The sequence below is a fragment of the Streptomyces sp. NPDC053048 genome (genome assembly GCF_044547045.1).
Taxonomy (GTDB): Bacteria; Actinomycetota; Actinomycetes; order Streptomycetales; family Streptomycetaceae; genus Streptomyces.
Genome location: NZ_JBITZS010000012.1, coordinates 210,799 through 235,560, shown reverse-complemented (window position 1 = coordinate 235,560; position 24,762 = coordinate 210,799). Strand labels below are relative to the sequence as shown.

General features: G+C 70.6%; 15 protein-coding genes. 8 read left to right on the top strand and 7 right to left on the bottom strand.

Features of this window, described 5'->3' with window-relative positions:
- Positions 1 to 194: 194 nt before the first annotated feature.
- Positions 195 to 743 (bottom strand): MarR family winged helix-turn-helix transcriptional regulator, encoded by a 549-nt coding sequence (locus ACIG36_RS29880; RefSeq protein ID WP_399934484.1) that lies wholly within the window; start codon positions 741 to 743, stop codon positions 195 to 197.
- Positions 744 to 843: 100 nt separating this feature from the next.
- On the opposite strand from ACIG36_RS29880, the gene ACIG36_RS29875 reads away from it, so the two are divergent.
- Complete coding sequence (locus tag ACIG36_RS29875) at positions 844 to 2,163, top strand: MFS transporter (protein WP_399934481.1); 1,320 nt, start codon at positions 844 to 846, stop codon at positions 2,161 to 2,163.
- Positions 2,164 to 2,283: 120 nt separating this feature from the next.
- Here the strand turns inward: ACIG36_RS29875 and ACIG36_RS29870 are convergent, their stop codons facing one another.
- On the bottom strand, positions 2,284 to 4,062 hold the full coding sequence (locus ACIG36_RS29870; RefSeq protein WP_399934479.1) for a SpoIIE family protein phosphatase: 1,779 nt from the start codon (positions 4,060 to 4,062) through the stop codon (positions 2,284 to 2,286).
- A gap of 357 nt (positions 4,063 to 4,419) precedes the next feature.
- The gene (locus ACIG36_RS29865; protein ID WP_399934521.1) at positions 4,420 to 5,745 is read right to left on the bottom strand and encodes an NAD(P)/FAD-dependent oxidoreductase; all 1,326 of its coding nucleotides are present in this window, start codon (positions 5,743 to 5,745) and stop codon (positions 4,420 to 4,422) included.
- Positions 5,746 to 6,293: 548 nt separating this feature from the next.
- On the opposite strand from ACIG36_RS29865, the gene ACIG36_RS29860 reads away from it, so the two are divergent.
- Positions 6,294 to 7,046 carry a TetR/AcrR family transcriptional regulator gene (locus tag ACIG36_RS29860; protein WP_399934476.1) on the top strand — a complete coding sequence of 251 codons (753 nt, stop codon included), beginning with the start codon at positions 6,294 to 6,296 and terminating at the stop codon, positions 7,044 to 7,046.
- Positions 7,047 to 7,371: 325 nt separating this feature from the next.
- Positions 7,372 to 9,510, top strand: coding sequence for a sigma-70 family RNA polymerase sigma factor (locus ACIG36_RS29855; RefSeq protein ID WP_399934474.1), 2,139 nt, complete (start codon positions 7,372 to 7,374; stop codon positions 9,508 to 9,510).
- 29 nt (positions 9,511 to 9,539) lie between these two features.
- Here ACIG36_RS29855 and ACIG36_RS29850 read toward each other — a convergent pair whose 3' ends face one another.
- Entirely contained in the window at positions 9,540 to 10,415 is an 876-nt protein-coding gene (locus ACIG36_RS29850; protein ID WP_399934518.1) for a pentapeptide repeat-containing protein, read from the bottom strand.
- Between the two features lie 237 nt (positions 10,416 to 10,652).
- Complete coding sequence (locus ACIG36_RS29845) at positions 10,653 to 12,821, bottom strand: asparagine synthase-related protein (protein WP_399934472.1); 2,169 nt, start codon at positions 12,819 to 12,821, stop codon at positions 10,653 to 10,655.
- Positions 12,822 to 13,648: 827 nt separating this feature from the next.
- On the opposite strand from ACIG36_RS29845, the gene ACIG36_RS29840 reads away from it, so the two are divergent.
- Positions 13,649 to 15,127: an MFS transporter gene (locus tag ACIG36_RS29840; protein WP_399934469.1), complete on the top strand. Its 1,479-nt coding sequence runs from the start codon at positions 13,649 to 13,651 to the stop codon at positions 15,125 to 15,127.
- A gap of 242 nt (positions 15,128 to 15,369) precedes the next feature.
- Positions 15,370 to 16,578: an L-2-hydroxyglutarate oxidase gene (gene lhgO / locus ACIG36_RS29835; RefSeq protein WP_399934515.1), complete on the top strand. Its 1,209-nt coding sequence runs from the start codon at positions 15,370 to 15,372 to the stop codon at positions 16,576 to 16,578.
- Positions 16,579 to 16,629: 51 nt separating this feature from the next.
- Here lhgO and ACIG36_RS29830 read toward each other — a convergent pair whose 3' ends face one another.
- Positions 16,630 to 17,547, bottom strand: coding sequence for a family 16 glycosylhydrolase (locus tag ACIG36_RS29830; protein WP_399934467.1), 918 nt, complete (start codon positions 17,545 to 17,547; stop codon positions 16,630 to 16,632).
- Between the two features lie 268 nt (positions 17,548 to 17,815).
- Between ACIG36_RS29830 and trmB the strand changes: the two genes are divergently transcribed.
- Both trmB and ACIG36_RS29820 read left to right on the top strand, forming a co-directional pair.
- Entirely contained in the window at positions 17,816 to 18,613 is a 798-nt protein-coding gene (trmB, locus tag ACIG36_RS29825) for a tRNA (guanosine(46)-N7)-methyltransferase TrmB (RefSeq protein WP_399934464.1), read from the top strand.
- Between the two features lie 98 nt (positions 18,614 to 18,711).
- Positions 18,712 to 20,064, top strand: coding sequence for a PrsW family intramembrane metalloprotease (locus tag ACIG36_RS29820; RefSeq protein ID WP_399934462.1), 1,353 nt, complete (start codon positions 18,712 to 18,714; stop codon positions 20,062 to 20,064).
- A gap of 79 nt (positions 20,065 to 20,143) precedes the next feature.
- On the opposite strand, the gene ACIG36_RS29815 is transcribed toward ACIG36_RS29820, so the two are convergent.
- On the bottom strand, positions 20,144 to 21,256 hold the full coding sequence (locus tag ACIG36_RS29815) for an MrcB family domain-containing protein (RefSeq protein WP_399934459.1): 1,113 nt from the start codon (positions 21,254 to 21,256) through the stop codon (positions 20,144 to 20,146).
- Positions 21,257 to 21,486: 230 nt separating this feature from the next.
- Between ACIG36_RS29815 and ACIG36_RS29810 the strand changes: the two genes are divergently transcribed.
- A complete protein-coding gene (locus tag ACIG36_RS29810) occupies positions 21,487 to 24,558 on the top strand; it encodes a DUF3427 domain-containing protein (RefSeq protein ID WP_399934512.1) in 3,072 nt (1,023 codons plus the stop codon).
- Positions 24,559 to 24,762: the final 204 nt, after the last annotated feature.

Genomic DNA, 24,762 nt, shown 5'->3' with positions numbered 1-24,762 from the left:
GAGTCTCGGGCCATCCCGTTCAGAATTTCGGGCACGCCGAAATTCATCCCGTTCAAGGGCCGTGCAAGTGGTGAGTGCCGCCGGTGCGGCTCGAGTGGCTGTCACAGAACCGTGACGGCTCCGTGGCAACTCGGAGAACACTACGGATCGGCCGGACCCGTGTCAACTCGGTTCCGTACGCCTCTCGGAGGCCCTCAGTCCAGGTCGCTGAGCCGTCCGCCGGCGTCCGGCTGCGTCTGCTCCACGCGCCGCAGGAGACGGGTCAGCATCTCGCCGAGGTGACCTCGCTCCTCGCCGGAGAGGTCCTGGAGGAGCTCCTCCTCGAAGACCGTGGCCATCCGCAGGCCCTCGAGCCATTTGGCGCGGCCTTCCTCCGTGATGCCGACGATCACGCGGACGCGGTTGCTCTCGTCCCGCTCCCGCGTCACCAGGCCCTCCGCGACCATGCGGTCGATGCGGTGCGTCATGGCGGCCGGGGTGAGCCCGAGTCGCTTGGCGAGGTCGCCGGGGCCCAGGCGGTAGGGCTCGCCGGCGAGGACGAGGGCCTTGAGGACCTCCCACTCGGCGTTGCTGATGCCCAGCTCGGCGGTCTGGCGCCCGTAGGCGACGTTCATGCGGCGGTTGAGTCGGCTGAGTGCCGAGACGACCCGCTCCACCTGGGGGTCCAGGCCCTGGAACTCGCGCTGGTAGGCGGCGATCTGCTCTTCGAGGCTCGGCTCGGCGGGCCCGGGGGTGTCAGCCATGAGCGGCAGTATGACAGAAACCATTCGCGCTAAAGCCCTTCGCCATGTACTCTTTAGGTTCGAACTTTAGAGTTGAAGTCTTCAAGCTTGAGGGGTGAGTGTGACCACCGCGATGGGCGCAGCACTGCGCCGGATCCAGTTGGGCAACGCGTTGAGCGCGTTCGGCAACGGCTTCACGGTTCCGTTCCTGTTCATTTATGTGGCTCAGGTGCGGGATCTCGGCGCGAGCACGGCGGGGATCGTGCTGGCGACGTTTGCCGTGGCCGCGCTTGCGGTGCTGCCCTTCACCGGTCGGGCGATCGACCGGCGGGGTCCGTTGCCTGTCGCCGTCGCGGGTACGGTCGGCGCGGCCATCGGTTCGCTGGGGCTGGGGCTCGCGGACAGTGAGCTGCTGGTCATCTCCGCGGCTGCCGCGTTCGGTGCCGGCATGGCCGTCATCCAGCCCGCTCTGGCGACGATGATCGTGTGGTGCTCGACGACGACCACCCGGTCGCGTGCGTTCGCGATGCAGTTCTTCCTCAACAACCTCGGCCTGGGTGTCGGTGGCCTGCTCGCCGGCCAGCTGGTGGACACCTCGGACCCGTCGAGCTTTGTCCGGCTCTTCGCGATCGAGGCCGCGATGTACCTGGTGCTGGGTGCGACCGTCGCGACCGTGCGGCTGCCGCGCGCGCCGAAGGTGGAGGACCCCGTCCCGACCGACCCGGCGTCGAAGGGCGGGTGGCGGACGCTGCTCGGGGACCGGGCGATGGTTCAGCTGTGTGTGCTGGGCTTCGTGATGTTCTTCGCCTGCTACGGGCAGTTCGAGTCGGGCCTGTCGGCCTTCGCGGTCGAGGTCACCCGGATCTCGCCCGCGATGCTGGGTATCGCGCTCGCCGCTAACACGGCGGCGATCGTTCTGACGCAGTTCGTCGTGCTGAAGCTGGTCGAGCGGCGTCGGCGCAGCCGGGTGATCGCGTTGGTCGGGCTGATCTGGACCGTGGCGTGGGTCGCGGCCGGGGTGTCCGGGCTTGTGCCGGGGGCGCATGGTGTCGCGACGGCGCTCCTTATCTCTACGTACGCGCTCTTCGGTGTGGGTGAGTCGATGCTGGCGCCGACGATGGCGCCGCTCGTGGCGGACCTGGCGCCGGCCCGGCTGGTGGGGCAGTACAACTCGGCCTTCGCCCTGGTGAAGCAGCTCGCGCTGGCCGTGGGTCCGGCGGCGGGTGGTCTGATGGCCGGTGCGGGGATGTACGTGGCGTACATCGCGGTACTGATCGTCTGCTCGCTCGGTATCTCGGTGCTGGCGCTGCGGCTGGGTCGTCGTCTGACCTTCGCGCAGGACAATCCGCTCGTCGCGCGGGACCGTGAGCGGGCCCGTGTGCGTAAGGCGGAGAAGGCCTCGGAGCAGCAGCAGTCGGAGCGTGTGCCCGTGGCGGCCTGAGTCCGGCAGCAGGACGAGCAGCAGGCTAAGCGCCTGGGCGGGAGCGGAAGCTTCCCGTCCAGGCGCTTCGTCGTATGTCGTATGGGGCGTGGGTGGGTCATGTCGGGCATGGGCCGGTCGTCAGCCGTGGCCTGTCGGCAGGGCGAACTCGCACCAGACCGCCTTGCCCCCGCCCGGTGTCCGGCGTGATCCCCACGACGAGGCGATGGTGGCGATGATCGAGATGCCGCGTCCGGCCTCGTCGGCGGGTTCGGCGCGGCGGCGGCGCGGGAGGTGGTCGTCGCCGTCGGTGACCTCGATGATCAGGCGGCGGTCGGTGCGGCGCAGGCGGAGCCGCATGGGGGGTGTGCCGTGCTGGAGGGAGTTGGCGACGAGCTCGCTGGTGGCCAGTACGCCGAGGTCGCGGAGGTCGGTGGGGAAGCGCCAGCTGGCCAGGACGCCCGATGCGAACGCGCGGGCGCGGGGTGCGGCCTCGACTCCGCCGAGGAGTTCCAGTGCGGCGTTGTGGAAGAGCTCGGCGTCGTGGCCGGTGCGGGCGGGGTGCTGGAGGACGAGGACGGCGACGTCGTCGTCGTGCTCCTGGGTGACGCCGAGGGCGCGGATGAGGCGGTCGCACATGACCTGGGGTGATCCGGTGGCGCCGGCGAAGGCGCGTTCGAGGGCGGCGACGCCTTCGTCGATGTCCTCGTCGCGCCGTTCGACGAGACCGTCCGTATAGAGGACGGCGCTGGAGCCGGGGCCCAGGGGGAGGCTGCCGGAGGTGTGGAGCCAGCCGCCGGTGCCTAGCGGGGGTCCGGTGGGTTCGGCGGCACGGTGGACGGTGCCCTCGGGGTCGCGGACGAGGATGGGCAGGTGGCCGGCGGAGGCGTAGACGAGGCGGCCCTCGTTGGGGTCGTGGACGGCGTAGACGCAGGTGGCGATCTGGGTGGCGTCGATCTCGGTGGCGAGGCCGTCGAGGAGCTGGAGGACCTCGTGGGGCGGGAGGTCGAGGCGCGCGTAGGCGCGTACGGCCGTGCGCAGCTGGCCCATGACGGCTGCGGCGCGTACTCCGCGGCCCATGACGTCGCCGATGACGAGGGCGGTGCGGCCGGCGCCGAGGGTGATGACGTCGTACCAGTCGCCGCCGACGGCGGTGTCCTTGCCGCCGGGCTGGTAGGTGGCGGCGACGCGGAGGTCGTCGGGTTGTTCGAGTTCCTGGGGCAGCAGGCTGCGCTGGAGGGTGACGGCTGCCTCGCGCTGGCGGCGTTCGCTGGCGCGCAGGCGTTCCGCGGCTTCCACCTGGTCGGTGACGTCGGCGGCGAAGACGAGGACGCCGCGCTGGGCTGCGGTGCCTTCTCCGACGCTGATCGGGGAGCAGGTGAAGGTGTAGTAGCCCTGGCGGGGGCGCGGCTCGCAGTCCGGTCCGGACTGCTGCGCGGGAGGTGTGGTGGTGAGGGCGGGGGCGTGAACGGAGACGCGGCGGGATTTGACGGTGCGGGGTTTGCCGCTGCGCAGGACCTGGTCCATGAGGGGGAGCAGGCCGAGTTCCTCGAGCTCGGGGAGGGTGTCGCGGGCGCGGGTGCCGGGGGTGCGGGGGCCGAAGAGGGCGGTGTAGGCGGCGTTGAGGTAGGCGATGCGGTGGTCGGGCCCGTAGACGACGGCGGCGAGGGCGGGGACCTTGCCGAGGATGTCGTGGACGGAGAGGCCGTCGAGGGTGGGGACGGGCTCGGCGTCCTTGGCGGGAGTGGACTCGGCGCGTGCGGCGGGCACCGCGCCGGAGCCGGATGCAGCGCCTGGAGCAGCGGCTGGTGCGGAGCCGGTGGCCGGGGACTGTGGGGGCGTTGCGGGGGTGCGGTCGGCGCGCGCCGCTGCTCGGCGCTGTGTGCCGGGGAGCCGGGCGCTCCAGCGGGTGAAGTTCACTGAGGATTACCTCGCGGAGTCGTTCCGGATCAGCTCGGCGACGTGGGGTGTGGCGTGTGACGCAACGTGGGGTGCGGCATGGAGCGCGGCACGGGGTGGCTGCGCCGTGGGCCCGGCGTGGGGCCGCGGCTGGCGGTGCGGGGACCGGCCCCTGAGGGAATGCAGCAAACGTCCGAATCCTCATGATTGTTGCGCTTCGCGAGTACCAGCCCACCCATGGTCACACGTCCAGTGTGGCCGACAGGACTGACATCCGTCAGGCGCCGTGTCGGGTGAACCGCCGCGTGTTCCGGCTTGTGTTCCGCCGCGTGTCCCGCGTTCGCCGCCGCGTTGCCCGGCTGGTGTCCGCCATGTGCCTCAGCTCGCTTCGGGGTGGCGTCCAGTGCCCGCGGCGAGTTCGAATTCGGCCCGGGGGTTCTCGAGCGAGCCGAGTGAGACGATCTCACGTTTGAAGAGACCGGCGAGGGCCCATTCGGCGAGGACGCGCATCTTGCGGTTGAAGGTGGGGACGCGGCTGAGGTGGTAGGCGCGGTGCATGAACCAGGCGGGGTAGCCCTTGAGCTTCTTTCCGTAGACGTGTGCCACTCCCTTGTGGAGGCCGAGCGAGGCGACCGAGCCGACGTACTGGTGGCGGTAGTCCTGGAGGCCGTTGCCGCGCAGTGAGGACACGACGTTCTGGGCGAGCACCTTGGCCTGGCGCACGGCGTGCTGGGCGTTGGGGGCGCACGGTTTGCCGCTCTCCTCCGCTGTGAGGTCCGGGACGGCCGCGGCGTCCCCGGCGGCCCACGCGTGCTCGACGCCCTGGATCTGCAGGGCCGCGGTGCACTCGAGCCGGCCGTGTTCGTTGAGCGGCAGGTCGGTGGCGGCGAGGACGGGGTGGGGCTTGACGCCGGCGGTCCACACGAGCGTGCGGGTCGGGAAGCGCGAGCCGTCGCTGAGCACGGCCACGCGGTTCTCGCAGGAGTCGAGGCGGGTGTCGAGGCGTACGTCGATGTTACGGCCGCGCAGTTCCCGTACGGCGTACTGACCCATCTCCTCGCCGACCTCGGGGAGGATGCGTCCGGTGGCCTCGACCAGGATGAACTTCAGGTCGTCGGAACGGATGTTGTGGTAGTAGCGGGTGGCGTAGCGGGCCATGTCCTCCAGTTCGCCGAGTGCTTCCACGCCCGCGTACCCGCCGCCGACGAAGACGAAGGTGAGAGCGGCGTCGCGGACCTCGGGGTCGCGGGTGGAGGAGGCGATGTCCATCTGCTCGAGGACGTGGTTGCGCAGTCCGATGGCCTCCTCGACCGTCTTGAAGCCGATGCCGTAGTCGGCGAGGCCGGGGACGGGGAGGGTGCGGGAGATGGAGCCGGGGGCGAGGATCAGCTCGTCGTAGTGGACGTCGATGGGGCCGGTGCCCTCCTCCTCGGTGGCGAGGGTCTTGACGCCGGCCGTGCGTTTGGCGTGGTCGATGAAGAGGACCTCGCCGGTGACGACCTGGCACTTGTCGAGGGTGCGGCGCAGCGGGACGACGACGTGGCGCGGGGAGATGGAGCCGGCGGCGGCCTCGGGGAGGAAGGGCTGGTACGTCATGTAGGGCTCGGGGTCGACGACCAGGATCTCGGCCTCGTCGCGCCGGAGCTTTCGCTGCAGGTGGAGAGCGGTGTACATGCCGACGTATCCGCCGCCGACGATGAGGATGCGGGTGGGGGGCGCCGCCTTGTCCGAATCATCCTCCTGCCGCTCCGCCTGCCTCTCGTGCCCCGCCTGCCCCTCCCGCGCCGGTTCGTTCACCAAGGCCCCTTCCTCCTCGCCTGGTCGCGTCGATCTCGGCAGTTGTCGGCTGTACTCGGCTCTACTCGGGTACCCGTCGTGCCCGCTCGTACTCGGCCCCGTACTCGGTCGTTCTCGCGTTGTGGCACAACTCCTCCTCATGACGCATCGGCATCGGTGGTTTGTCCACAGGACCCGTGAAATGTATGACCGGCGACGGAGCTGATCCGTCCGGCTCGAGAAGGCCGCTCTGCGGAGAAGGAACGCAGGTCAGGGGGGATGCGGCGGGGTGGTGCGGTGGTGCAGAATCAAGGGGGAGCAGGCTCGTACTCCAATCGGGGGCGGCCTGTGCGGAGCTACCCCCTTCTTTCTTGACCTGGGCTCAACTATGTTCGTACTCCGTCGGGGTGTCGAGACGCGCCCCGGCAGTCAGGGCGGGGAGTCTCCGGGGGGAGACGTCATAACCGGGGGAACGTATGCACATTCAGGGCTCTCATTGGTCTGCTGCTGTCGCGACGACTGACGGCACCGGTGGCCGTAATACGCCGTTGCGTGTGGATGCTCAGCGCAATCTGGAACATGTGCTGCGGGCGGCTCGCGAGGTCTTCGGCGAGCTGGGGTACGGGGCGCCGATGGAGGACGTGGCGCGCCGGGCCCGGGTCGGAGTGGGGACGGTCTACCGTCGCTTCCCGAGCAAGGACGTGCTGGTCCGGCGGATAGCCGAGGAGGAGACGGCACGGCTCACCGAGCAGGCGCGGACGGCGCTGGGGCAGGAGGACGAGCCGTGGTCGGCGCTGTCCCGGTTCCTGCGCACGTCGGTCGCGTCGGGTGCGGGCCGGCTGCTGCCGCCTCAGGTGCTTCGGGTCGGCGTCGACGTGGAGTCCGAGGGTCAGCGGCTGCAGGCCGCGGTGCCGGACCGGGCGCGGGTGCCGCAGCAGCGGCAGCCGAGCGGCGGTCAGCTGCACGAGCTGCGGCTCGTCGAGCAGCGGCCGACGGCCGTCGACGAGCGGGACGACGCGGGCGCGGCGGCACTGCTGGACGTCGTGGGCCGGCTGGTGGAGCGGGCGCGGGCGGCCGGCGAGCTGCGTGCGGACGTGACGGTCGCGGATGTGCTGCTGGTCATCGCGACCGCGGCGCCGTCGCTGCCGGACGCGGCTCAGCAGGCGGCGGCGTCCTCGCGGCTGCTGGACATCCTGCTGGAAGGCCTGCGTTCGCGGCCGGTGGCGTAGTCCGTCAAGCAATCCGGTCGGGCAGTTCGGTCGGGTAGTTCGGTCGGGCGGTCCATGAGCAGGGGCGTGGTTGCGGGCCGCGATGTGGCCCGCACGACGTTCCGTGAGACGGCTCCTGGACGATTCTCCGACGGCTCTCCGACGGCTTCTACCCGGAAGGGGGGCGGGCGTCCGGTCGGTTTCATCTGTCCGGGTGACCTCCAGTGCTCCAGTACGCGAACGAAACCCGGATGAGTGGTTGCCGTTCGCGAAGTGATCCCGGGGCATGCCTGTGTGCGACGCTGCTCGGTATTCGAGTCCGACGGCGTGTACGGGAGCGTCCGCTATGGGTGTCGACGGGCGGGAAGAGCCGCACAGAAGCAAGGGGACGGACGATCCACCGGTCCCGGGCTCGGACCTGGGCACGGACCCGGGCACGGCGCCCGGCCAGGGTGGGTCGTTCGCTTCCGACCCCTTGGGGCTGTGGAACTTCGACCACGATCCCGGGGTGCCGCGGCAGCGGGAGGCCGGGCGGACGGAGAACCCCGACCGGGCGGACCCCTGTACCGATCGGGGGACGCGGGCTGATGATGCCGGTGTGCACGACGACGCCGATGTGCACGACGCCGATGTGCCGCCGTCCGACCTGGAGCTGGTCGCTCAGCTGCGCGGCGGCGAGAACAGTGACGCGTACGAGGAGCTGTACCGGCGGCATGCCGCGGCCGTGCGCCGGTACGCCCGTAGCTGCTGCCGGGACGACCACACCGCCGAGGACCTGACCAACGAGGTCTTCACCAGCACCCTGCAGGCGGTGCGGGGCGGTTCGGGGCCGGACTCGGCGGTGCGGGCGTATCTGCTGACGACCGTGCGGCGGGTCGCCGCGGCCTGGGCGAAGACGGCCAGGCGGGAGCAGCTGGTCGAGGACTTCGCGCTGTTCGCCACGTCGGCGGCGTCCTCGTCGGTGACCGCCGAGGACGACACGCTCAATCTGGGCGCGGATGTCCGGGCCATGCAGGAGGCCGAGGAGACCTTGGCCGTGCAGGCGTTCCGCAGCCTGCCCGAGCGGTGGCAGACGGTGTTGTGGCACACGACCGTGGAGGAGGAGTCGCCGAGCGAGGTCGCGCCGCTGCTCGGGCTGAGCGCCAACGCCACGGCGGTGCTGGCGCACCGGGCCAGGGAAGGCCTCAAGCAGGCCTATCTGCAGGCGCATGTGAGCACGCGGCTGACGGCCGGGGGCGACTGCGCGCAGTACGCCGACCGGCTCGGCGCGTATGCGCGCGGCAGGCTGCGGACCCGGGCCGAGCGGGGGATGCGCAGGCATCTCGAGGAGTGCGCGAAGTGCCGTACGGCTGCGCTGGAGGTCGCGGACGTCAACGAGCGGCTGCGGGCGCTGCTGCCGGTCGCGGTGATCGGGTGGTTCGCGGCCGGTTGGTCGGTCAAAGCCGTCGCGGGGGCTGCGGCAGGTGCGGCTGGGGCGGGTGCGGCTGCAGCTGCGGGGGGCGCGGCTGGGTCGGCGGGTGCCGGATCGGCCGGTGGTGGCGCTGGGGTCGGTGCCACCGGCGGGGGCTCGGGGGCGGCCTCGGCCGGTGCCGGTGCAGGGTCCTCGGGGGTGTCCTCCGGAGTGCCCTCCGGCATGGTCGCCGGTGAGGGGATCGGGCTGCCGGTGAAGGTCGCCCTGGGGGCGGGGGTGCTGGCCGCCGCGGGTGCGGTCATCGCCTACGCCGTCGCCGGGCACTCCCCCGCGTCGCCGGGGAAGCCTCAGGCCGGAACCACGGCGGCCCCGGTCGTACCGGCGCCGCCGCACAAGCCGAAGCCGATCCTCACCGCGTCGCCTGCGCCCAGTGCGCCGCCGGCGCTGGTGGCGAGGTCCGCACCGAGTGTCTCGGCGTCGCCGTCGGCGCCCCGTCCCGCCCGGTCGGCGACGCCGTCGCCGGCACCGTCGCCCGTAGCTCCGTCGGCGGTCCCCTCGTCCCCCGCGCCCAGGCCCTCGCCGAGCCCGTCGACGGCCGGCCCGTCCCCGTCCGGCAAGCCTGCTCCCCCGCCACGGCCGTCGCACGTCTACAGCCTCAACGAACTGGACTACCGCGGCACGGGCGACGGCAGCGAGCCGGAGGTGCGGCTCGGCGGGAGCTGGCTGTGGCAGCGGTACGGGCTGCGGGTGGGAGGTACGACGTACCGCGAGGGCGTGAGCGTCCACGCGGCGTCGTCGGTGACGATCGAACTGAACCGTTCCTGCACGTCCTACGACGCGCTGGCGGGCGTGGACGACATGTCGCTCGGACTCGGCGCGGTCACGTTCTCCGTCTACGCGGACGGCACCCGGCTGTGGAGTTCGCAGCTGGTGCGGGGTGGCCGGCCCGCGGTTCCGGTGCACACCTCGCTCGTCGGCCGCAGGACGCTGCGCCTGGTCGTCGAGCCGAGGTCGGCGGTGGACCGGGTCGCGGTGGCGGACTGGGCCGACGCGCGGATCAGCTGCGGGGCCTAGGCCTGTCTGAAGGGTCGGTGCGGGCGGCCCTAGCGGCGAGGGCGGCCGGGACGGCGGGGACTGCGAGGGCTGCGGGGACGGCCGGGCTCGACGGGGAGGGCCTTGGTCGTGGCCGACGCCGTCCAGTGGGCGGGGCGGGTCAGCGTCGGCGGCAGCTTGGTGGCGGCATCGCCCCGCGCCGCGTTGAGCTGCGGCTGGGTGAGGAAGATGCTCTCGGTGAGGTCGGCGCCCGAGAGGTCGGCGTCCCGGAAGTCGGCGCCGATGAGGTCGGCCAGCCTCAGGTCGGCGCCCGAGAGGTCGGCGGCGATGAGGTAGGCGCCGCGCAGGTTGGCGCCCCTGAGGTCGGCGCGGCTGAGCCGGGCGCCGATGAGGTCGGCGCCCCGGTGGTTCCTGGTCCGGCGCCCGGCCTTGGCCCGGACGAGCTCGCTCGTGCCGAGCAGCAGGGCGTTGACCTTCTGCCGGTGTGCCGCCACGTCGACCTCGAGGAGGGAGCCGGGGTCGCGGAGGGTGAGGCGTTCGGTCTCGTCGAGCAGGTGGCGGAGGTCGCTGTGCAGGGAGCGGGCGGCGGGCAGCGTGAGGGCTTCCTCGAGGTACCAGAGCAGCTCATGGAGCTGTCGTACGACGGGGAAGACGTCGAACATCTGCTGGGCGGTGTCCGGCGCCTGGCGCCAGTCCCGGCCGCCGAAGGTGACCTGGGAGACCTTCTGTCCCGCGCCGAAGCAGTCGTAGACGGTGCAGCCGGGGAAGCCCTGCTTCCTGAGGCGGGTGTGAATGCCGCAGCGGAAGTCGCTCTGCAAGTTGGAGCACGGCTTTCCGGCGGCCTTGTTGACCGCGAAGTCCGCCGAAGCGGCGAAGGGCAGTGCCACGCAGCACAGGCCGAAGCAGTTCGCGCAGTCCCCGCGCAGGGCGGGTTCGGCCGTTCCGGGGTTTGCTTCTGTTCCGGGGGCTGCTTCAGTTCCGGGCTCTGCTTCTTCGCGTATTCCAGCCACCGTGGCCACCGTGGTTCCTCTTGCCGATCGGAGCCCGAGTAGAGCCCGGCGCGCCTGCGCGCGTCCAACCATTTTAAGAGGGCGCGGGCGGCCGCCCGGCCGGTCGGCTCGGCCTCGCAAGGCCCCCGGTACCCCATTCCTCGTTCCCGCACGTCAGAAGCCCGGCCGGGGGACCACCACGCCGCCCGCCACCGCACGTCGGAACGGCGTGGCCGTGCCCGTCCAGCAGCTGCCGCGGCGGGCGAGGAGGCGACGCAGCCAGACCTCGGTGGAGACGATCTCGGCGAGCCCGTCCAGCGGCAGCGGCCGGCCCTCGGCGGCCGCGCGCAGCGCGTTCCGCACGACCGCGCCCTCGATCAGGCCGACGTCGGCGAGCAGGGGTGCCTCGAAGAGCGCATGAAGCTGCCCGGCGGCCGCGCCGAGGCCGGCCCGTACGGCCGCCGCGTGCGAGGCGTGGGAGGTGGCGCCCCAGCCGGGCGGCAGGTCGCGGATGCCGGCACCGGCCAGGGCGGCGCGCAGTACCGACGCGCGCGCCCCCGGCCTGACCCGTAGCGCCTCGGGGAGTGCGCGGCAGGCGCGTACGACCTGGTTGTCGAGGAAGGGGGCGTGCAGGCGCTGACCGTGCACCTCGGCCGCCTGCTCGAGGACGCGGTGGTCGGCCGCGTGGCGGCTCAGCGCGGCGGCGGCGCGCCGTTCGCCGGGACGTTGGTGCAGCCCTCCCGGACGGGCGGCGGCGGCCTGGAGGCGAACCGATACTTCAGCAAGGGCCTCATGCGTGAGCCAGCGCGCGGCGGGGCCGGGCCTGCACCAGACGAGGGCCGCGAGCGAGGCGTCCAGGGCTCCGGCCGCATCGTCGTCGTGGAGGCCGTTGACGGACGGCAGTCGCGCCGCGGCCTCCTCCAGGCCCTCCCGGTGGGTCGTACGGGCCAGCCGGCGCGCCGCCCGGTAGACGGTGAACGGCACGGACAGCGCGTGGGCGGACTGGCTGTCCGCGCGGGCCAGTGCCGAGACGGGACGCAGCAGGTGGCGTCGCCGACGGTCCATCAGGAGGTCGGCGAGCCGGGCGGGGTGGGCGTCCAGCACCTGGCGTGCGCCGTGGCCGACGAAGTGGTCCGCGCTGCCGGCGGACAGTCTCCGGCGGTGCCGGCCGGCGTGGGCGAGGGCGGGTCCGGGTTCGTCGGTCAGGGGGCCGCTGCCCAGGCCGGCGTACGGCAGGGCCTCCGCTCCCGCCGCGACGATCACGTGGTGCAGGCGGGGGTCGGCGGCGAGGGCGCGGGCCCGTTCCAGTTCGGACGCGCGGGACGGGCCGCCGCCGGCCGCGAGGTCGTTGAAGGTGACGACGAGCAGCCGTCGTCCGGGGGCCGCCCCGGGTCCGGGTCCGTGGGAGGTGTTCGGGGGGTCGGGCAGCCCGGCGGCGAGCAGAGCCAGGGTGCCGGAGGCGATGCCTCCGGACAGGTCGGAGCCGACGCCGGGGGCCGGGGCGCTGCCGTCTGCGGTGTGTGTGGCGTGCGCGTTGTATGCGGTGTGTGTGGTGTGCCGCCGACCGGATTCCGTCGCGGGGGCGGAATCGGGTTCCGGGCCGGGGTCGCGGCGCCCGAATCGGTAGCGCGTCGTCGTCGTGTGGCGTGGCGGGACGAGGCGGGTGCGGACGGCCTCGACGAGCGCGTCGCGGATGCCCTCCACCGCTTCTGCGGCGTCGAGTTGGGGCGCGGCGACGGCGAGGGAGGCGGTGGGTTCGTATGCGGTGACGTCTCGGGCGCCGTCGCGCAGGACGAGCGCGTGGCCGGGCGGGACGCGTCGCACTCCGCGGTAGGGCGTGCCGTCGCCCAGGGCCTCCGGCGAGTCGGGGCAGGCGAGGAGCGCGGCGAGGTGGCCGAGGTCGAGCTGAGCCTCGACGAGGTCGGCGAGCGGCAGCGCGGCGGTGGCGTAGGCGGTGCCGCCGGCGAGGGGCGTGTGGAAGACGGGCCGGGCGCCGGCGAGGTCACCAGTGACGGTGACGCGTCGGCCGACCTGGGCGACGGCTGTGTAGCTGCCGGGCCAGGCGGTGAGGTGGCGCAGGGCGCCGCCGCGGGCGGCGAGCAGGGCGGTGCGCAGGGCGTCGTCGCCGGCGCCGCAGTGGCCGAGGACGGCGAGGCGGGTGGCATGATCGACTCGGATGACGCGGACTTCGTCGGGGCGCCAGTCGCCGACGGCCCACAGGGGCGCGGGGTGGCCCCACAGGAGCCGGGCGCCGACGGGGTGGACCGGGGGCCCGCCCCACGCGGCGGTTTCGCCGTCGTCGGTGCCCGCGGTGGTGCAGCTCCACCCCACCAACCAGCGCATCGCGCCTCCACAGGCTGTGGACAACGAATAGGTAGCTGTCATCATGCACAGCGAGCCGACGGTTGCGACATCCGCAGGGCAGCACATTGATTGCGGTGGCGTGCGGGGACCATGACCCTCAACCATCTTGAGAACTCCGGATGGTGGCGTTTCGTCACGGCTCGTACGTGCGGCGCAGGCGGCACGGTCATAGCCACTACCCGAGCGGCATCCCTCTACGCGGCGCGGCGAGGCGACCGGTCGGCCGTCAGCTCACGCGTCCCGGGATGTGCCGTACGGCCGGATCCGGCCAATTTCGAGGCGTCCGCCCGACGAGGGTTGGCCGACACGCTTTCGCCAACTGTCGCAGCGTTTGCGCACCGGCCGCGGCCGGGCGCTTCCGGCCGTCCACGCGCGCGTGGACGTATCGCCGTGCGCGCCGCACCGGCGGCTCGCGGACGCCCGCGACGGGCGGCTGCCCGCGGGTCCGTCCGCGTCCGGGCTCGCGGCCTGCGACATCACGGTCCGGGAGGCGCGAGCCACCTCCCGGACCGTTCCGCCGCCCGCGGGGAATGAGGCGACGGCTTCCCCCAGCCCACTGGATCCAGTACAGCGGGCCAACCCACGCTCCCCCATGGAACCTCCGCCCGCGTTGGCGCGGACAGAGCGCACGATGGGCGCACGGCCACACACAACCGGAGCACGTGCCCCTTAATGCACGCACATACGGACCAGAATCTCGCCATCCGGGACATCGCCTCTTAACGGTCGGGATGCGGCGAACTACGCTGGGTTTACGAATGCCTCGTGCCTATGCCGGGGCGGGCGCCGTTCGTCGAGGGGTGCGCATGTCCAGGGAGCCACGCGGGCCGAATGAGAAGCTGGGCACTGTCCTCGCCCTCGCCGGGATCAGCAACGCCGGTCTCGCGCGCAGGGTCAACGACCTCGGTGCGCAACGCGGACTGACCCTTCGCTACGACAAGACGTCCGTCGCCCGGTGGGTGTCCAAGGGCATGGTTCCGCAGGGCGCGGCCCCCCATCTGATCGCCGCCGCGATAGCGGCCAAGCTGGGCCGTCCGGTGCCGCTGCACGAGATCGGGCTCGCGGACGCGGACCCAGCGCCGGAGGTGGGGCTTTCCTTTCCGCGCGATGTCGGCCAGGCGGTGCGGTCGGCGACCGAGCTCTACCGGCTGGATCTGGCCGGTCGGCGCGGTGGTGGGGGCATCTGGCAGAGCCTGGCCGGATCCTTTTCCGTCAGCGCCTATTCGACCCCCGCCTCGCGCTGGCTGATAACTCCCGCCGACAGTTCGGTGGCGCGCGAGCCGGAGCAGGCGGCCAGGGAGGCGGAGACCGCCCGGAGGGCCGGCGGGGGCAGTACCAACGGCGTTGGCCCGGACGCCGGTTTACCGCAACGTGTCGGCCACAGTGATGTGACCAAGCTGCGGGAGGCCGCCGACGACGCCCGGCGCTGGGACTCCAAGTACGGTGGCGGCGACTGGCGTTCGTCGATGGTGCCCGAGTGCCTGCGTGTGGACGCGGCGCCGCTGCTGCTGGGTTCGTACAGCGACGACGTGGGGCGTGCGCTGTTCGGCGCGACGGCCGAACTGACGCGGCTGGCGGGCTGGATGGCGTTCGACACCGGCCAGCAGGAGGCGGCCCAGCGCTATTACATCCAGGCGTTGCGGCTGGCCCGCGCGGCGGCGGACGTTCCGCTGGGCGGGTACGTCCTGGCGTCGATGAGCCTGCAGGCGACCTACCGCGGCTACGCCGACGAGGGCGTGGACCTGGCGCAGGCGGCCCTCGAGCGCAACCGGGGGCTGGCCACCGCCCGCACGATGAGCTTCTTCCGGCTGGTCGAGGCGCGCGCCCAGGCCAAGGCGGGGGACGCGCCGGCCTGCGGGGCGGCGCTCAAGGCCGCCGAGGGGTGGCTGGAGCGGGCCCGGTCGGGCGACGCCGACCCGTCCTGGCTGGACTTCTACTCGCCGGAGCGGTTCGCCGCCGACGCCGCCGAGTGCTACCGCGATCTGCGGATGCCACGGCAGGTACAGCGCTTCACGGAGCAGGCGCTGGCCCGGCCGACGGAGGAGTTCGTACGCTCGCACGGCCTGCGACTGGTGGTGTCGGCGGTGGCCGAGCTGGAGTCGGGGAACCTGGACGCGGCGTGTGCGGCGGGGGCGCGGGCGGTGGAGGTCGCCGGACGGATCTCGTCGGCGCGTACGACCGAGTACGTACGCGATCTGCTGCACCGGCTGGAGCCGTACGGGAACGAGCCCCGGGTGGCGGAGCTGCGCGAGCGCGCGCGGCCGCTGCTGTTCGCCCCGGCGTAGGCGGGGATGATCCCTTCGGCCGGTCCAGGCGGTCCAGGCGGTCCAGCCGGTCGGTCAGGTGGTTTCAGCTGGCCGGTCGGCTGGCTGGTCGGCCGGTCGGTCAGTCGGCTGGTCAGCCGGTCGGCCGGTTACCCGTGAGTGATCCCATCAGGCGCATCGTTGTCAGTGGTACAGGCCATGATGGGACCCGTGGGTGAGGCGCTGAGGATCATTCGCGGCGGCGAGCGCGGGGAGGTGACGTGGTGACGACGCACGACTGCGATGTGCTGGTGGTCGGGGGCGGGATCGTGGGCCTGTCGGCGGCGTACGCGCTCACGCGCGCCGCGCCCGGCACGCGTGTGGTGGTCCTGGAGAAGGAGAGCGGCCCGGCGCGCCACCAGACGGGGCGCAACAGCGGAGTGATCCACAGTGGGATCTACTACCGGCCGGGGTCGTACAAGGCGCGGTTCGCGGTGCGCGGTGCCGCGGAGATGGTCAAGTTCTGCGCCGAGCACGGGCTGCCGCACAAGGTGACGGGCAAGCTGATCGTCGCCACCGAGCGGGCCGAGCTGCCGCGTTTGCACGCCCTGGTCCAGCGCGGCCGGGCCAACGGCATCCCGGTGCGGGAGCTGGGCCGGGCGCAGATGGCGGAGTACGAGCCGGCCGTGCGGGGCATAGGCGCCATCCACGTGGGCACGACGGGCGTGTGCGACTACGGCGCGGTGGCGGGGCAGCTGGCGCGGCTCGCGGAGGACGCCGGGGCCGCGGTGCGGTACGGGGCGGAGGTGCGCGCCATCGGGCGGCGGGGCGCGTCCGTAGCGGTGCGCACGGCACGGGGGGAGGTGCTGCGGGCGAGGGCGCTGGTCAACTGTGCGGGGCTGCACAGCGACCGGGTGGCCCGGCTGGCGGGCGACGACCCGGGCATGCGGATCGTCCCTTTCCGGGGCGAGTACTTCGAGCTGGCCGCCGGCCGTGAGGAGCTGGTGCGCGGCCTGGTCTACCCGGTGCCGGACCCCGCGTTCCCGTTCCTGGGCGTCCACCTCACCCGGGGCGTCGACGGCGGCGTGCACGTGGGCCCGAACGCCGTGCCGGCGCTGGCGCGCGAGGGGTACCGCTGGTCCACGGTGCGGCCGGGCGAGCTGGCGCGGACGGTGGCGTACCCCGGGGTCTGGCGGATAGCCCGGCGCCACTGGCGCTACGGGTCGGGCGAGGTGCGGCGCTCGCTGTCGCGGAGCGCGTTCACGCGGGCGGTGCGGCGGCTGCTGCCGCAGGTACGGGACGAGGACCTGATACCGGCGCCGTCCGGGGTGCGTGCGCAGGCGGTGCTGCGCGACGGCACGCTCGTCGACGATTTCCTGTTCGCCCAGTCGCCGGGGATGGTGCACGTACTGAACGCCCCGTCGCCGGCGGCGACGGCGGCGCTGCCGATCGGGCGGGAGGTGGCGCGGAGGGTGCTGGCGGGGCTCGGGTGACGGACAGCGCGGGTACGTGAGGCAGCACGGTCGGGGCGGGCAGTGCGGGTATCAGCGCCGGGGCGCGTACACCCGTACGTAGTCGACCAGCATCCGGGCAGGGAAGGGGGTGGACCTGTCGGGCGGGCCCGGCCAGTCGCCGCCCACCGCCAGGTTGAGCAGCAGATAGTGGGGGTGGTCGAAGACCCACTTCTGGCCGCGCCGCAGCTGGCTCTTGCGGGCCTCTCCGTAGGCCTTGCCGTCGAGGAACCAGGTGACCTTTCCTGGCGTCCAGTCGATCCGGTACGTGTGGAAGCCGTCGGCCAGGCTGGCGCCGCCGGGCAGTGCGGTGTGCCGTTCCAGGCCCTGGGCGACGTAGCCGGGGCCGTGGATGGCGCCGTGCGCCGTACCGGGCTCCTTGCCGAGCGCCTCCATGACGTCGATCTCGCCGTTGGCGGGCCATGTGACCTTGTCCGCGTTCGCGCCGAGCATCCAGAAGGCGGGCCAGAGCCCCTGCCCCTTGGGGATCTTGATGCGGGCCTCGTAGCGGCCGTAGGCGCGGGCGAACCTCCCCTTGGTCGTCATCCGCGCCGAGGTGATGTCGCAGGGGCCGACGGCGCACCGCATGCCGCGCAGCTTCTCGCGGCGGGCGGTGACGGCGAGGTGGCCCTGGCCGTCGAGGGAGGCGTTGGCCGGCCGGTCGGTGTAGTACTGCCACTCGTGGTTGCCCCACTTGGGTTCCCCGCCCACTTCGAAGCCCCATTTGGTGCGGTCGGGGCGGTGCCGGGCGGGCCCGCGGAATTCGTCCGACCACACCAGCCGCCACTGGCTCGCGGGGGCGGCGCGCTTGCGCGGCGCGGCGTTGTCGCCGTCGTGGCGGGGGTGACGGTCCGGGGCGCAGCCGGCGCTCGCGATCAGCGAGGCGGCCAGTACGACGATGACGATCAGGGCCGCCGGGGTGGCGGTGAGGGCGTGGGGGCGCAGTCGCATGAGGGGTTCCGTCGGTCTGGTCGGTTCCGTCGCACGGGAGGCCGCATGAGAAGGAGGCAACGGGGAGGGTTCTCCACCCCGGCGGCCGGGCCACGAGGAGCGTACGAGGCAGGGCGGCCCCGGCCTGGGCGCCACCACGCCGACCGCAGACCTGATCACACGATCGGGCGAGACCACGATCGGGCGAGACGATGTCGGGATGATGTGATGCCCGCCGCGTCCGCCGACCACCCGCGGTTGCGCCGGGCGCCCGTAGACTTGAGGAACTGTGCCCGAGAACCACGCCTCCACCGCCCCAGTCGCCAGCCCGGCTCCGCCCCGCGCCCGGCGGGAACCGATGTTCCCCGACGGCCCGGCCCCGGACCCGGCGGGCTCGCACCACGAGCGCCGCATCCGCTCGTTCCAGCCGCGCCGCAGCCGCGTCACGACGGGCCAGGGTGAGGCACTGCGCCGCCTGTGGCCGAAGTGGGGCCTGGACATCGACGGGATGAACCGGCTGGACCTCGGCGAGCTCTTCGGCGACCCGCAGCTGCCCGTCGTCCTGGAGATCGGCTTCGGCATGGGCGAGGCCACCGCGCAGATGGCCGCCGCGGACCCGGGCACGGGCATCCTCGCCTGCGACGTCCACACCCCCGGCCAGGGCAATCTGCTCAATCTGGCCGAGCAGAAGGGCCTGGACAACGTCCGGGTGGCGAACGGTGACGCGATCATCCTGCTCCGCGAGATGCTCGCCCCCGACGCCCTCGCCGGCATCCGCGTCTACTTCCCGGACCCCTGGCCCAAGAAGCGCCACCACAAGCGTCGGCTGATCCAGCCGGAGTTCCTGGCGCTGGCCGCCACCCGCCTGGCGCCCGGCGCCCTGCTGCACTGCGCGACGGACTGGGAGCCGTACGCGGAGCAGATGCTGGAGGTCCTCTCGGCCAGTCCGGACTTCGAGAACACCCAGGCCGACGGCGGCTACGCCCCGCGCCCGGAGTTCCGCCCGCTGACCCGCTTCGAGGGCCAGGGCCTGGACAAGGGCCACGTCGTCCACGACCTGCTGTTCCGCCGCCGCGCGAGCGCCTGACGGCAGGGGCGGGAACGCCTGACGGCACGGTGGGCCGCGTCCGGGACCGGGCCGGAATTCGGTCACGGCACCCGGCGGGGCTTGGTTAGGGTCGACGCGTGCATGAGCCCGCGACCGCGCCCCTTCAGCAGCCCCCGCCGCCTGCGGCGTTCGCCCACTACAGGCCGCGCCGGGCCCTGTGGGACACCCTCTGGGACAACAAGGCGATACGTCTCGGCGGGCTGTTCCTCCTGCTGGCCCTCTGCGGCTTGATCATCCTCGCGCTGGTGCGCGAGCAGACCGGCACCGAGGGCTTCCTGGTGGGCCTGGGCCTGGCCGTGCTGCCCGTACCACTGCTGATAGCCGCGTTCCGCTGGATGGACCGGGTCGAGCCCACCCCCTGGCGGAACCTGGCCTTCGCCTTCGCCTGGGGCGCGTGCGCGGCCACTCTGGTGTCGCTGTTGGCCAATGGCTGGGCGACGAAGTGGCTCGTCACCACGATCGACTTCTCCGAGCGCGGCGACGTCTCGACGGTGGGCGCGACGTTTGTGGCACCGGTGGTGGAGGAGAGCGGCAAGGCCGTGGCGGTGCTCCTCCTCTACCTCTTCCGGCGACGCGACTTCAACGGCATCGTCGACGGTGTGGTGATCGCCGGCATCACGGCGACGGGCTTCGCCTTCACCGAGAACATCCTCTACCTGGGCAACGCCTTCGCGTCCGACCAGAGCTTCGGCTACACGGGCCTGCACTCGACGACGGCGGCCACGTTCTTCATCCGCGTGCTGATGTCGCCGTTCGCGCACCCGCTCTTCACGTCGATGACGGGCCTGGGCTTCGGCCTGGCGGCGACACTGGCGACGCACCGCCGCGTCCTGCGCGTGCTCGTACCCGTCGTCGCCCTGCTGACGGCCATGCTCCTGCACGGCCTGTGGAACGGCTCGGCGACCCTGGGCGGCCTGGGCTTCCTGGCGGTCTACGCCCTGTTCATGGTCCCGGTCTTCGGCCTGCTGACGTGGCTGACGATCTGGTCCCGCCAGAACGAACTGCGCACCGTCCAGACCCACCTGCCCGCCTACCAGGCCGCCGGCTGGATCACCGCGCCCGAGCCCTACGCCCTCTCCTCCATGCGCGCGCGGGGCATAGCCCGCGACGTGGCCCGCCGCACGGGCGGCCCGACCGCGGCCCGCACGGTCGCCGAGTACATATCCTTCGCCACGTCCCTGGCCTTCCTCCGCCACCGCGCCCACCGCGGCACCCCGGACCCGGACTTCACGGCAAGGGAACAGGAACTGCTGCACCACCTGTGGCAACGCAAGTCCATAGCCCAACCGGCCCTGGCCCAGGCCACGGCGGGCGTACCGCAACCGTTCGGCGGCCCGATGGCTTTCGGGGGACTGCCGGTGCAGCCCTGGGGGGCAGCGGGCCCGGCGATGCCGCAGGCCCCGGCTTGGTACCGGGCGCCGGGGCAGTAGATCTGAAGAGGCGCGAGCAGCGCAGCTGATGCGGGAACAGGCTCTGGTTAGGCACCTGACCAGAGCCGAATCGTTTCTCTCAGTCGACCAAGCCGTAGGAGACCGCAGAGGGAGATCCCTCCCAGCCTCCAGGCGTCATCCAAACGGACGCTATACCCAGGCCTTCGAGGTACGGGGCATACGCCTTGATGTCCTCGGTGAACAGGGCAAGGAGATGCGGTTTCCCTCCGTCGCTCTCCTCGAAGAGGAAGTGACTGTACTCAAAGAGCTGTCCCACAGCCTCACGTACAGCCGAGGTGGGGTTGTGGAGCTTGATCGCCTTGGCTTCCACCAACCACCACTGGCCATCCTTCTCCAGCTCGAGGTCCTTCGGATGATCAGTGAACGGCGTGAATCCTCGCTGCGCTATGTACTCCGCGAAACGGTTGATGAGATCTTCGTGGGCTCGGGTCTTGACGATGGTCTGCTCACGGATGTGGGCTATGTAGGCGCTGCTGTCCTTGGGCCTGAAGGCCGCAAGCCCGTTGGGCTTGCGCTTGCGCTGAGCAGCGACCGGCGGCGCATGGACGGTGGAGACGTAGCCCACCTGCAGTTCTTCGGCCACCACGCCCTCGGCCCAGACCTCGTCAGCAACAACGGCCGCCTCCCGAAGCACGTCAGCCAGATGCCAGAGGTCGTAGCACAGCATTGAGTCGCTGGGCAGTGACTCCAGTTCGTAGATGCGTGCAACCACGCTGCCGGCCTCATAGGCCAACGGGCGTGCCAGGTTGCAGTTGAAGTCCGGACGCACATCCCAGCCTGCCACCATGTCAGCAGGCAGCGCATTGCGGAGCATCTGTGCACGGGGAGACAGATGGGCGCGAAGCTCCTCACCCCGCAGCCGTTCCATCAGTTTCGTTACCCCTTGCTGGAGGGTGAGGGCCACTGTCTTGAGGTCGGCCGCGAAGATGTAGGCAAGGTAGAGCCCCTCCTTGGGATCTTCGGTGATATCCGGGTCAAAGAACCCAATCCACGGAGTTCGAGCTGCACTTCCCTTGCCCCCATAGCCCTTCGCCATGAGTCCGACTGGCCTATCCAGAGCCAGCACTTCACCCGCCTGACGCAAGAGGTCCTGGGCAGGTACACCCTTTCCCGTGCCCAGAGCAGCGTCGTAGGACTCGCCAACACCCAGGAGCAGATCACGTATCCCCATGACCAGACCCTACTCACAGTCGATCAACATCAGTCGCAATCTGGTCGAAGACCATCTTCGCCGCGCAACCCTGGGAAGAGACCACCACCGCGAGGTGCGAGCACTCCTCAACTAGCTGTCACACCACACTGGTAGAACATCACCATCGTTTGAGCAGACGAGGGGGCGCCACCTTGAGCACGAAGCCAACGCCAGTGCCTGGCCTGTACGAGCAGCTGATCACCTCGCGCATGGAAGCGCACTTACAGGAGCTGGAAGCTAACGGTTGGCAGACCGTCGCCCGGCCGGTGGGTGAGCACTCCTCGCCGCATGTACTGGCGCGGTACATCGCCCAGACCGTTCAGCGCATCCTCGCCTCGCTGCCCGGGTCCGAGCAGGTGGTGGCGGCCAACCACATCCTCGAGTCCATGCGTGACCTCGACGGCGCCAAGCAGTGGATCGAGGTCATCGCTGACGGCCCGCGCCAGTTGCTTGCCGTCGCTGAACAAGAAGCTCCTGGCGTCTACGCCATCCGACCGGCTACGCCACTGTCGGATACCGCTCTCCTCACCAACGCCCCCGATGACCCCAACCTCGGCTTCGAGCTACGTGCCGAGTTGGCGACAGCCGACCGCGTCGATCTGCTCTGCGCTTTCGTGAAGTGGCACGGTCTACGCGTCCTCGAAGAGTCACTCAAGAGCGCAGTTGCTCGCGGAGTGCCCATCCGCGTCATCACGACGACCTACATCGGCGCCACCGAGCGGAAGGCGCTGGACCGGCTGGCGCGAGAGTTCAACGCTGAGGTCAAGGTCAACTACGAGATTCGGTCCACCCGCCTCCATGCGAAGGCTTGGCTCATCCGCAGAAACAGCGGGTACGACACCGCATACGTCGGTAGCTCCAACCTCTCTCGGGCCGCGCTCCTGGACGGGTTGGAGTGGAATGTCAGGCTGTCGTCGGTGGCGACCCCAGCTGTGCTCAAGAAGTTCGAGGCGACCTTCGATGCCTACTGGAGTGACCCCGCCTTCGAGCGCTACTCCCCTGACGAAGATGCTGAGCGTTTGGATGCGGCCCTCGAGCAGGCCAGCGGAAAGCAGCGAGGCGATAAGCCCGTCATCAGCCTGTCCGGACTGGAGGCCCAGCCCTACCCCTATCAGAAGGACATGCTGGAGCGGCTCCAAGTCGAGCGCGACGTCCACGACCGCCACCGGAACCTTCTTGTCGCCGCGACCGGCACCGGTAAGACAGTGATGGCGGCTTTCGACTACCGGGCACTACAGAAGAAGCACAAGGACCGCAACCTCAAGCTCCTCTTCGTCGCTCATCGTAAAGAGATCTTGAATCAGTCCCTGCTCACCTACCAGCAGGTACTCAACGATGCAAACTTCGGGGAATTGTTCGTCGGAGGTGACGTACCAGAAGACTGGACGCACGTCTTCGCTAGCGTTCAATCGCTCCACGCTCGTTCGCTCGAACGCCTCGCTCCTGATCACTTTGATGTAATCGTCATTGACGAGTTCCATCATGGTGTCTCGCCAACATATCGGCGCATCATCGATCACTTCAAACCCATCGAGCTTCTCGGCCTGACCGCCACGCCTGAGCGGATGGACGGCCGGAATGTCCAAGACGAGTTCTTCGATGGCCACATCGCCGCAGAGATGCGCCTGTGGGAGGCGTTGGAGAACGACCTTCTCAGCCCCTTTCACTACTTCGGGATCGCCGACAGCGTGGACTTGGCGGGACTGACGTGGAAGCGCGGAGCGTATGACACCAACGAACTGAACAAGGTGTTCACCGGGAACCACGCTCGCGCTCGCCTAGTCGTTAAAGCTGTCCAGGACAAGGTCTCAGACTCCGGCTCCATGCGCGCCCTCGGCTTCTGCGTCTCGGTTGCCCACGCCCACTTCATGGCTGACTTCTTCCGAAAGGCCGGCGTCAACGCCAAAGCACTCGATGGCGCCACTCCCCCCGCAGAGCGCGCGCAGGCTTTGGCTGAGCTACGCGGCGGAAAGATCCAGGTTCTCTTCTCCGTCGACCTGTTCAACGAAGGGCTGGACATCCCCGACGTAGACACGTTGCTTCTGCTGCGTCCTACCAACAGTGCCACGGTCTTCCTGCAGCAGCTCGGGCGCGGTCTACGACGAACCCCCGACAAGGCGGTACTGACCGTCCTCGACTTCATCGGACAGCACAGAAAGGAATTCCGCTTCGAGGAGCAGTTCCGTGCGTTGACCAATCTCACGCGCAACCGTCTGGTCGACAGCATGGAGCAAGACTTTCCGCTGCTGCCGTCGGGTTGCCAGATTGTGTTGGACCGCAAGTCAAAACAGCGGATCCTCGACAACATCAAGAGTCAGATCAATGTCAACGTCACACAGCTGACCCGGGAAGTCGCGGCCTATGCCCAGCCCAAGCTCGCCGATTACCTCCACGAGAGCCGACGGGAGCTGAAGGAGCTCTACCGCTCCAACAACTCTTGGACCCGTCTTCTCCGTAGGGCAGACCTTCTCCCCTCAGCGGGGCCTGAAGGCGAAGAATCCCTGCTCAAGCGGGTCTCAGCCTTCCTCCACGTAGATGATCCATCTCGCGTCGCCGCCTACAGTCGCATGCTGGAAGATGACGCCCCACCGTATGAATCCTTGGATGAGCGGGAGCAGGCGTACGCCCGCATGTTGTTCTTCTCCCTTTGGCCCCTCGGAGGAGGCTTTGCCTCGTACTCCGAGGGTCTGAAGTCGCTCGCCAATCAGACCGCCCTTCGGAATGAGTTGCGACAGGTACTGCAGTACAACCTCGACCACACCGAGCACCTGCCGGTGTCGATGGTGGGACCGCAAGCAGGCATCCCTTTGACTATTCATGCCTCTTACAGCCGGGAAGAGATACTCCCCGCCCTGGAACAGGCAGGCCTGGGCGGACCTCTCCCCGGATACTTCCAGGAAGGCGTGAAGTGGTGCGAGAGCATGAACATCGATGCTCTTCTCATCACACTCAAGAAGGATGAAAAAGACTTCTCGCCAGAAACGCGCTACAAGGATTACGCAAAGAGTCCTTGGCTCTTCCACTGGGAAACCCAAAACCGGACGTCGAGCACCTCGTCGACGGGGGCGAGGTACCAGACCCACAAGGAACACGGCTCCAGCATCTTCTTGTTCGTCCGCCGCTACAAGAAGACCGACATAGGCGGCCCCCAGCCCTGGATGTTCCTCGGGCCGGCCGAGTACGTCTCTCATGAAGGCAGCAGTCCCATGGGCATCACCTGGAAGCTTCAGCACGAGATGCCGGCTGACGTCTGGACGTACTCGACCATTGCCACCGGGTGAGGTGATTGCCTGGCCGCGTCCTCTACCCGGCCTTCACCAGCTCTGACCGCTGATGTGTGACGCTCGCGGGTCACTGCCACGCCACGGGCGCGGTGCCTTGGGGCCGGAGCTCGGGTTCCGGGGTTGGGTCAGCGGCGCTGCGGGCGTTTTCGCAGGTCGGCTTGTCGGGGCTTGAGCTTCGGGATTCGGGGGCCGGGACTCGAG

Excerpts from the sequence above, each read along its gene's own strand:
- ACIG36_RS29880 (WP_399934484.1), bottom strand. The coding sequence starts at position 743 with ATGGCTGACACCCCCGGGCCCGCCGAGCCGAGCCTCGAAGAGCAGATC.
- ACIG36_RS29860 (WP_399934476.1), top strand. The coding sequence starts at position 6,294 with ATGCACATTCAGGGCTCTCATTGGTCTGCTGCTGTCGCGACGACTGAC.
- ACIG36_RS29855 (WP_399934474.1), top strand. The coding sequence starts at position 7,372 with ATGGGTGTCGACGGGCGGGAAGAGCCGCACAGAAGCAAGGGGACGGAC.
- ACIG36_RS29845 (WP_399934472.1), bottom strand. The coding sequence starts at position 12,821 with ATGCGCTGGTTGGTGGGGTGGAGCTGCACCACCGCGGGCACCGACGAC.
- ACIG36_RS29840 (WP_399934469.1), top strand. The coding sequence starts at position 13,649 with ATGTCCAGGGAGCCACGCGGGCCGAATGAGAAGCTGGGCACTGTCCTC.
- ACIG36_RS29830 (WP_399934467.1), bottom strand. The coding sequence starts at position 17,547 with ATGCGACTGCGCCCCCACGCCCTCACCGCCACCCCGGCGGCCCTGATC.
- ACIG36_RS29815 (WP_399934459.1), bottom strand. The coding sequence starts at position 21,256 with ATGGGGATACGTGATCTGCTCCTGGGTGTTGGCGAGTCCTACGACGCT.
- ACIG36_RS29810 (WP_399934512.1), top strand. The coding sequence starts at position 21,487 with ATGGAAGCGCACTTACAGGAGCTGGAAGCTAACGGTTGGCAGACCGTC.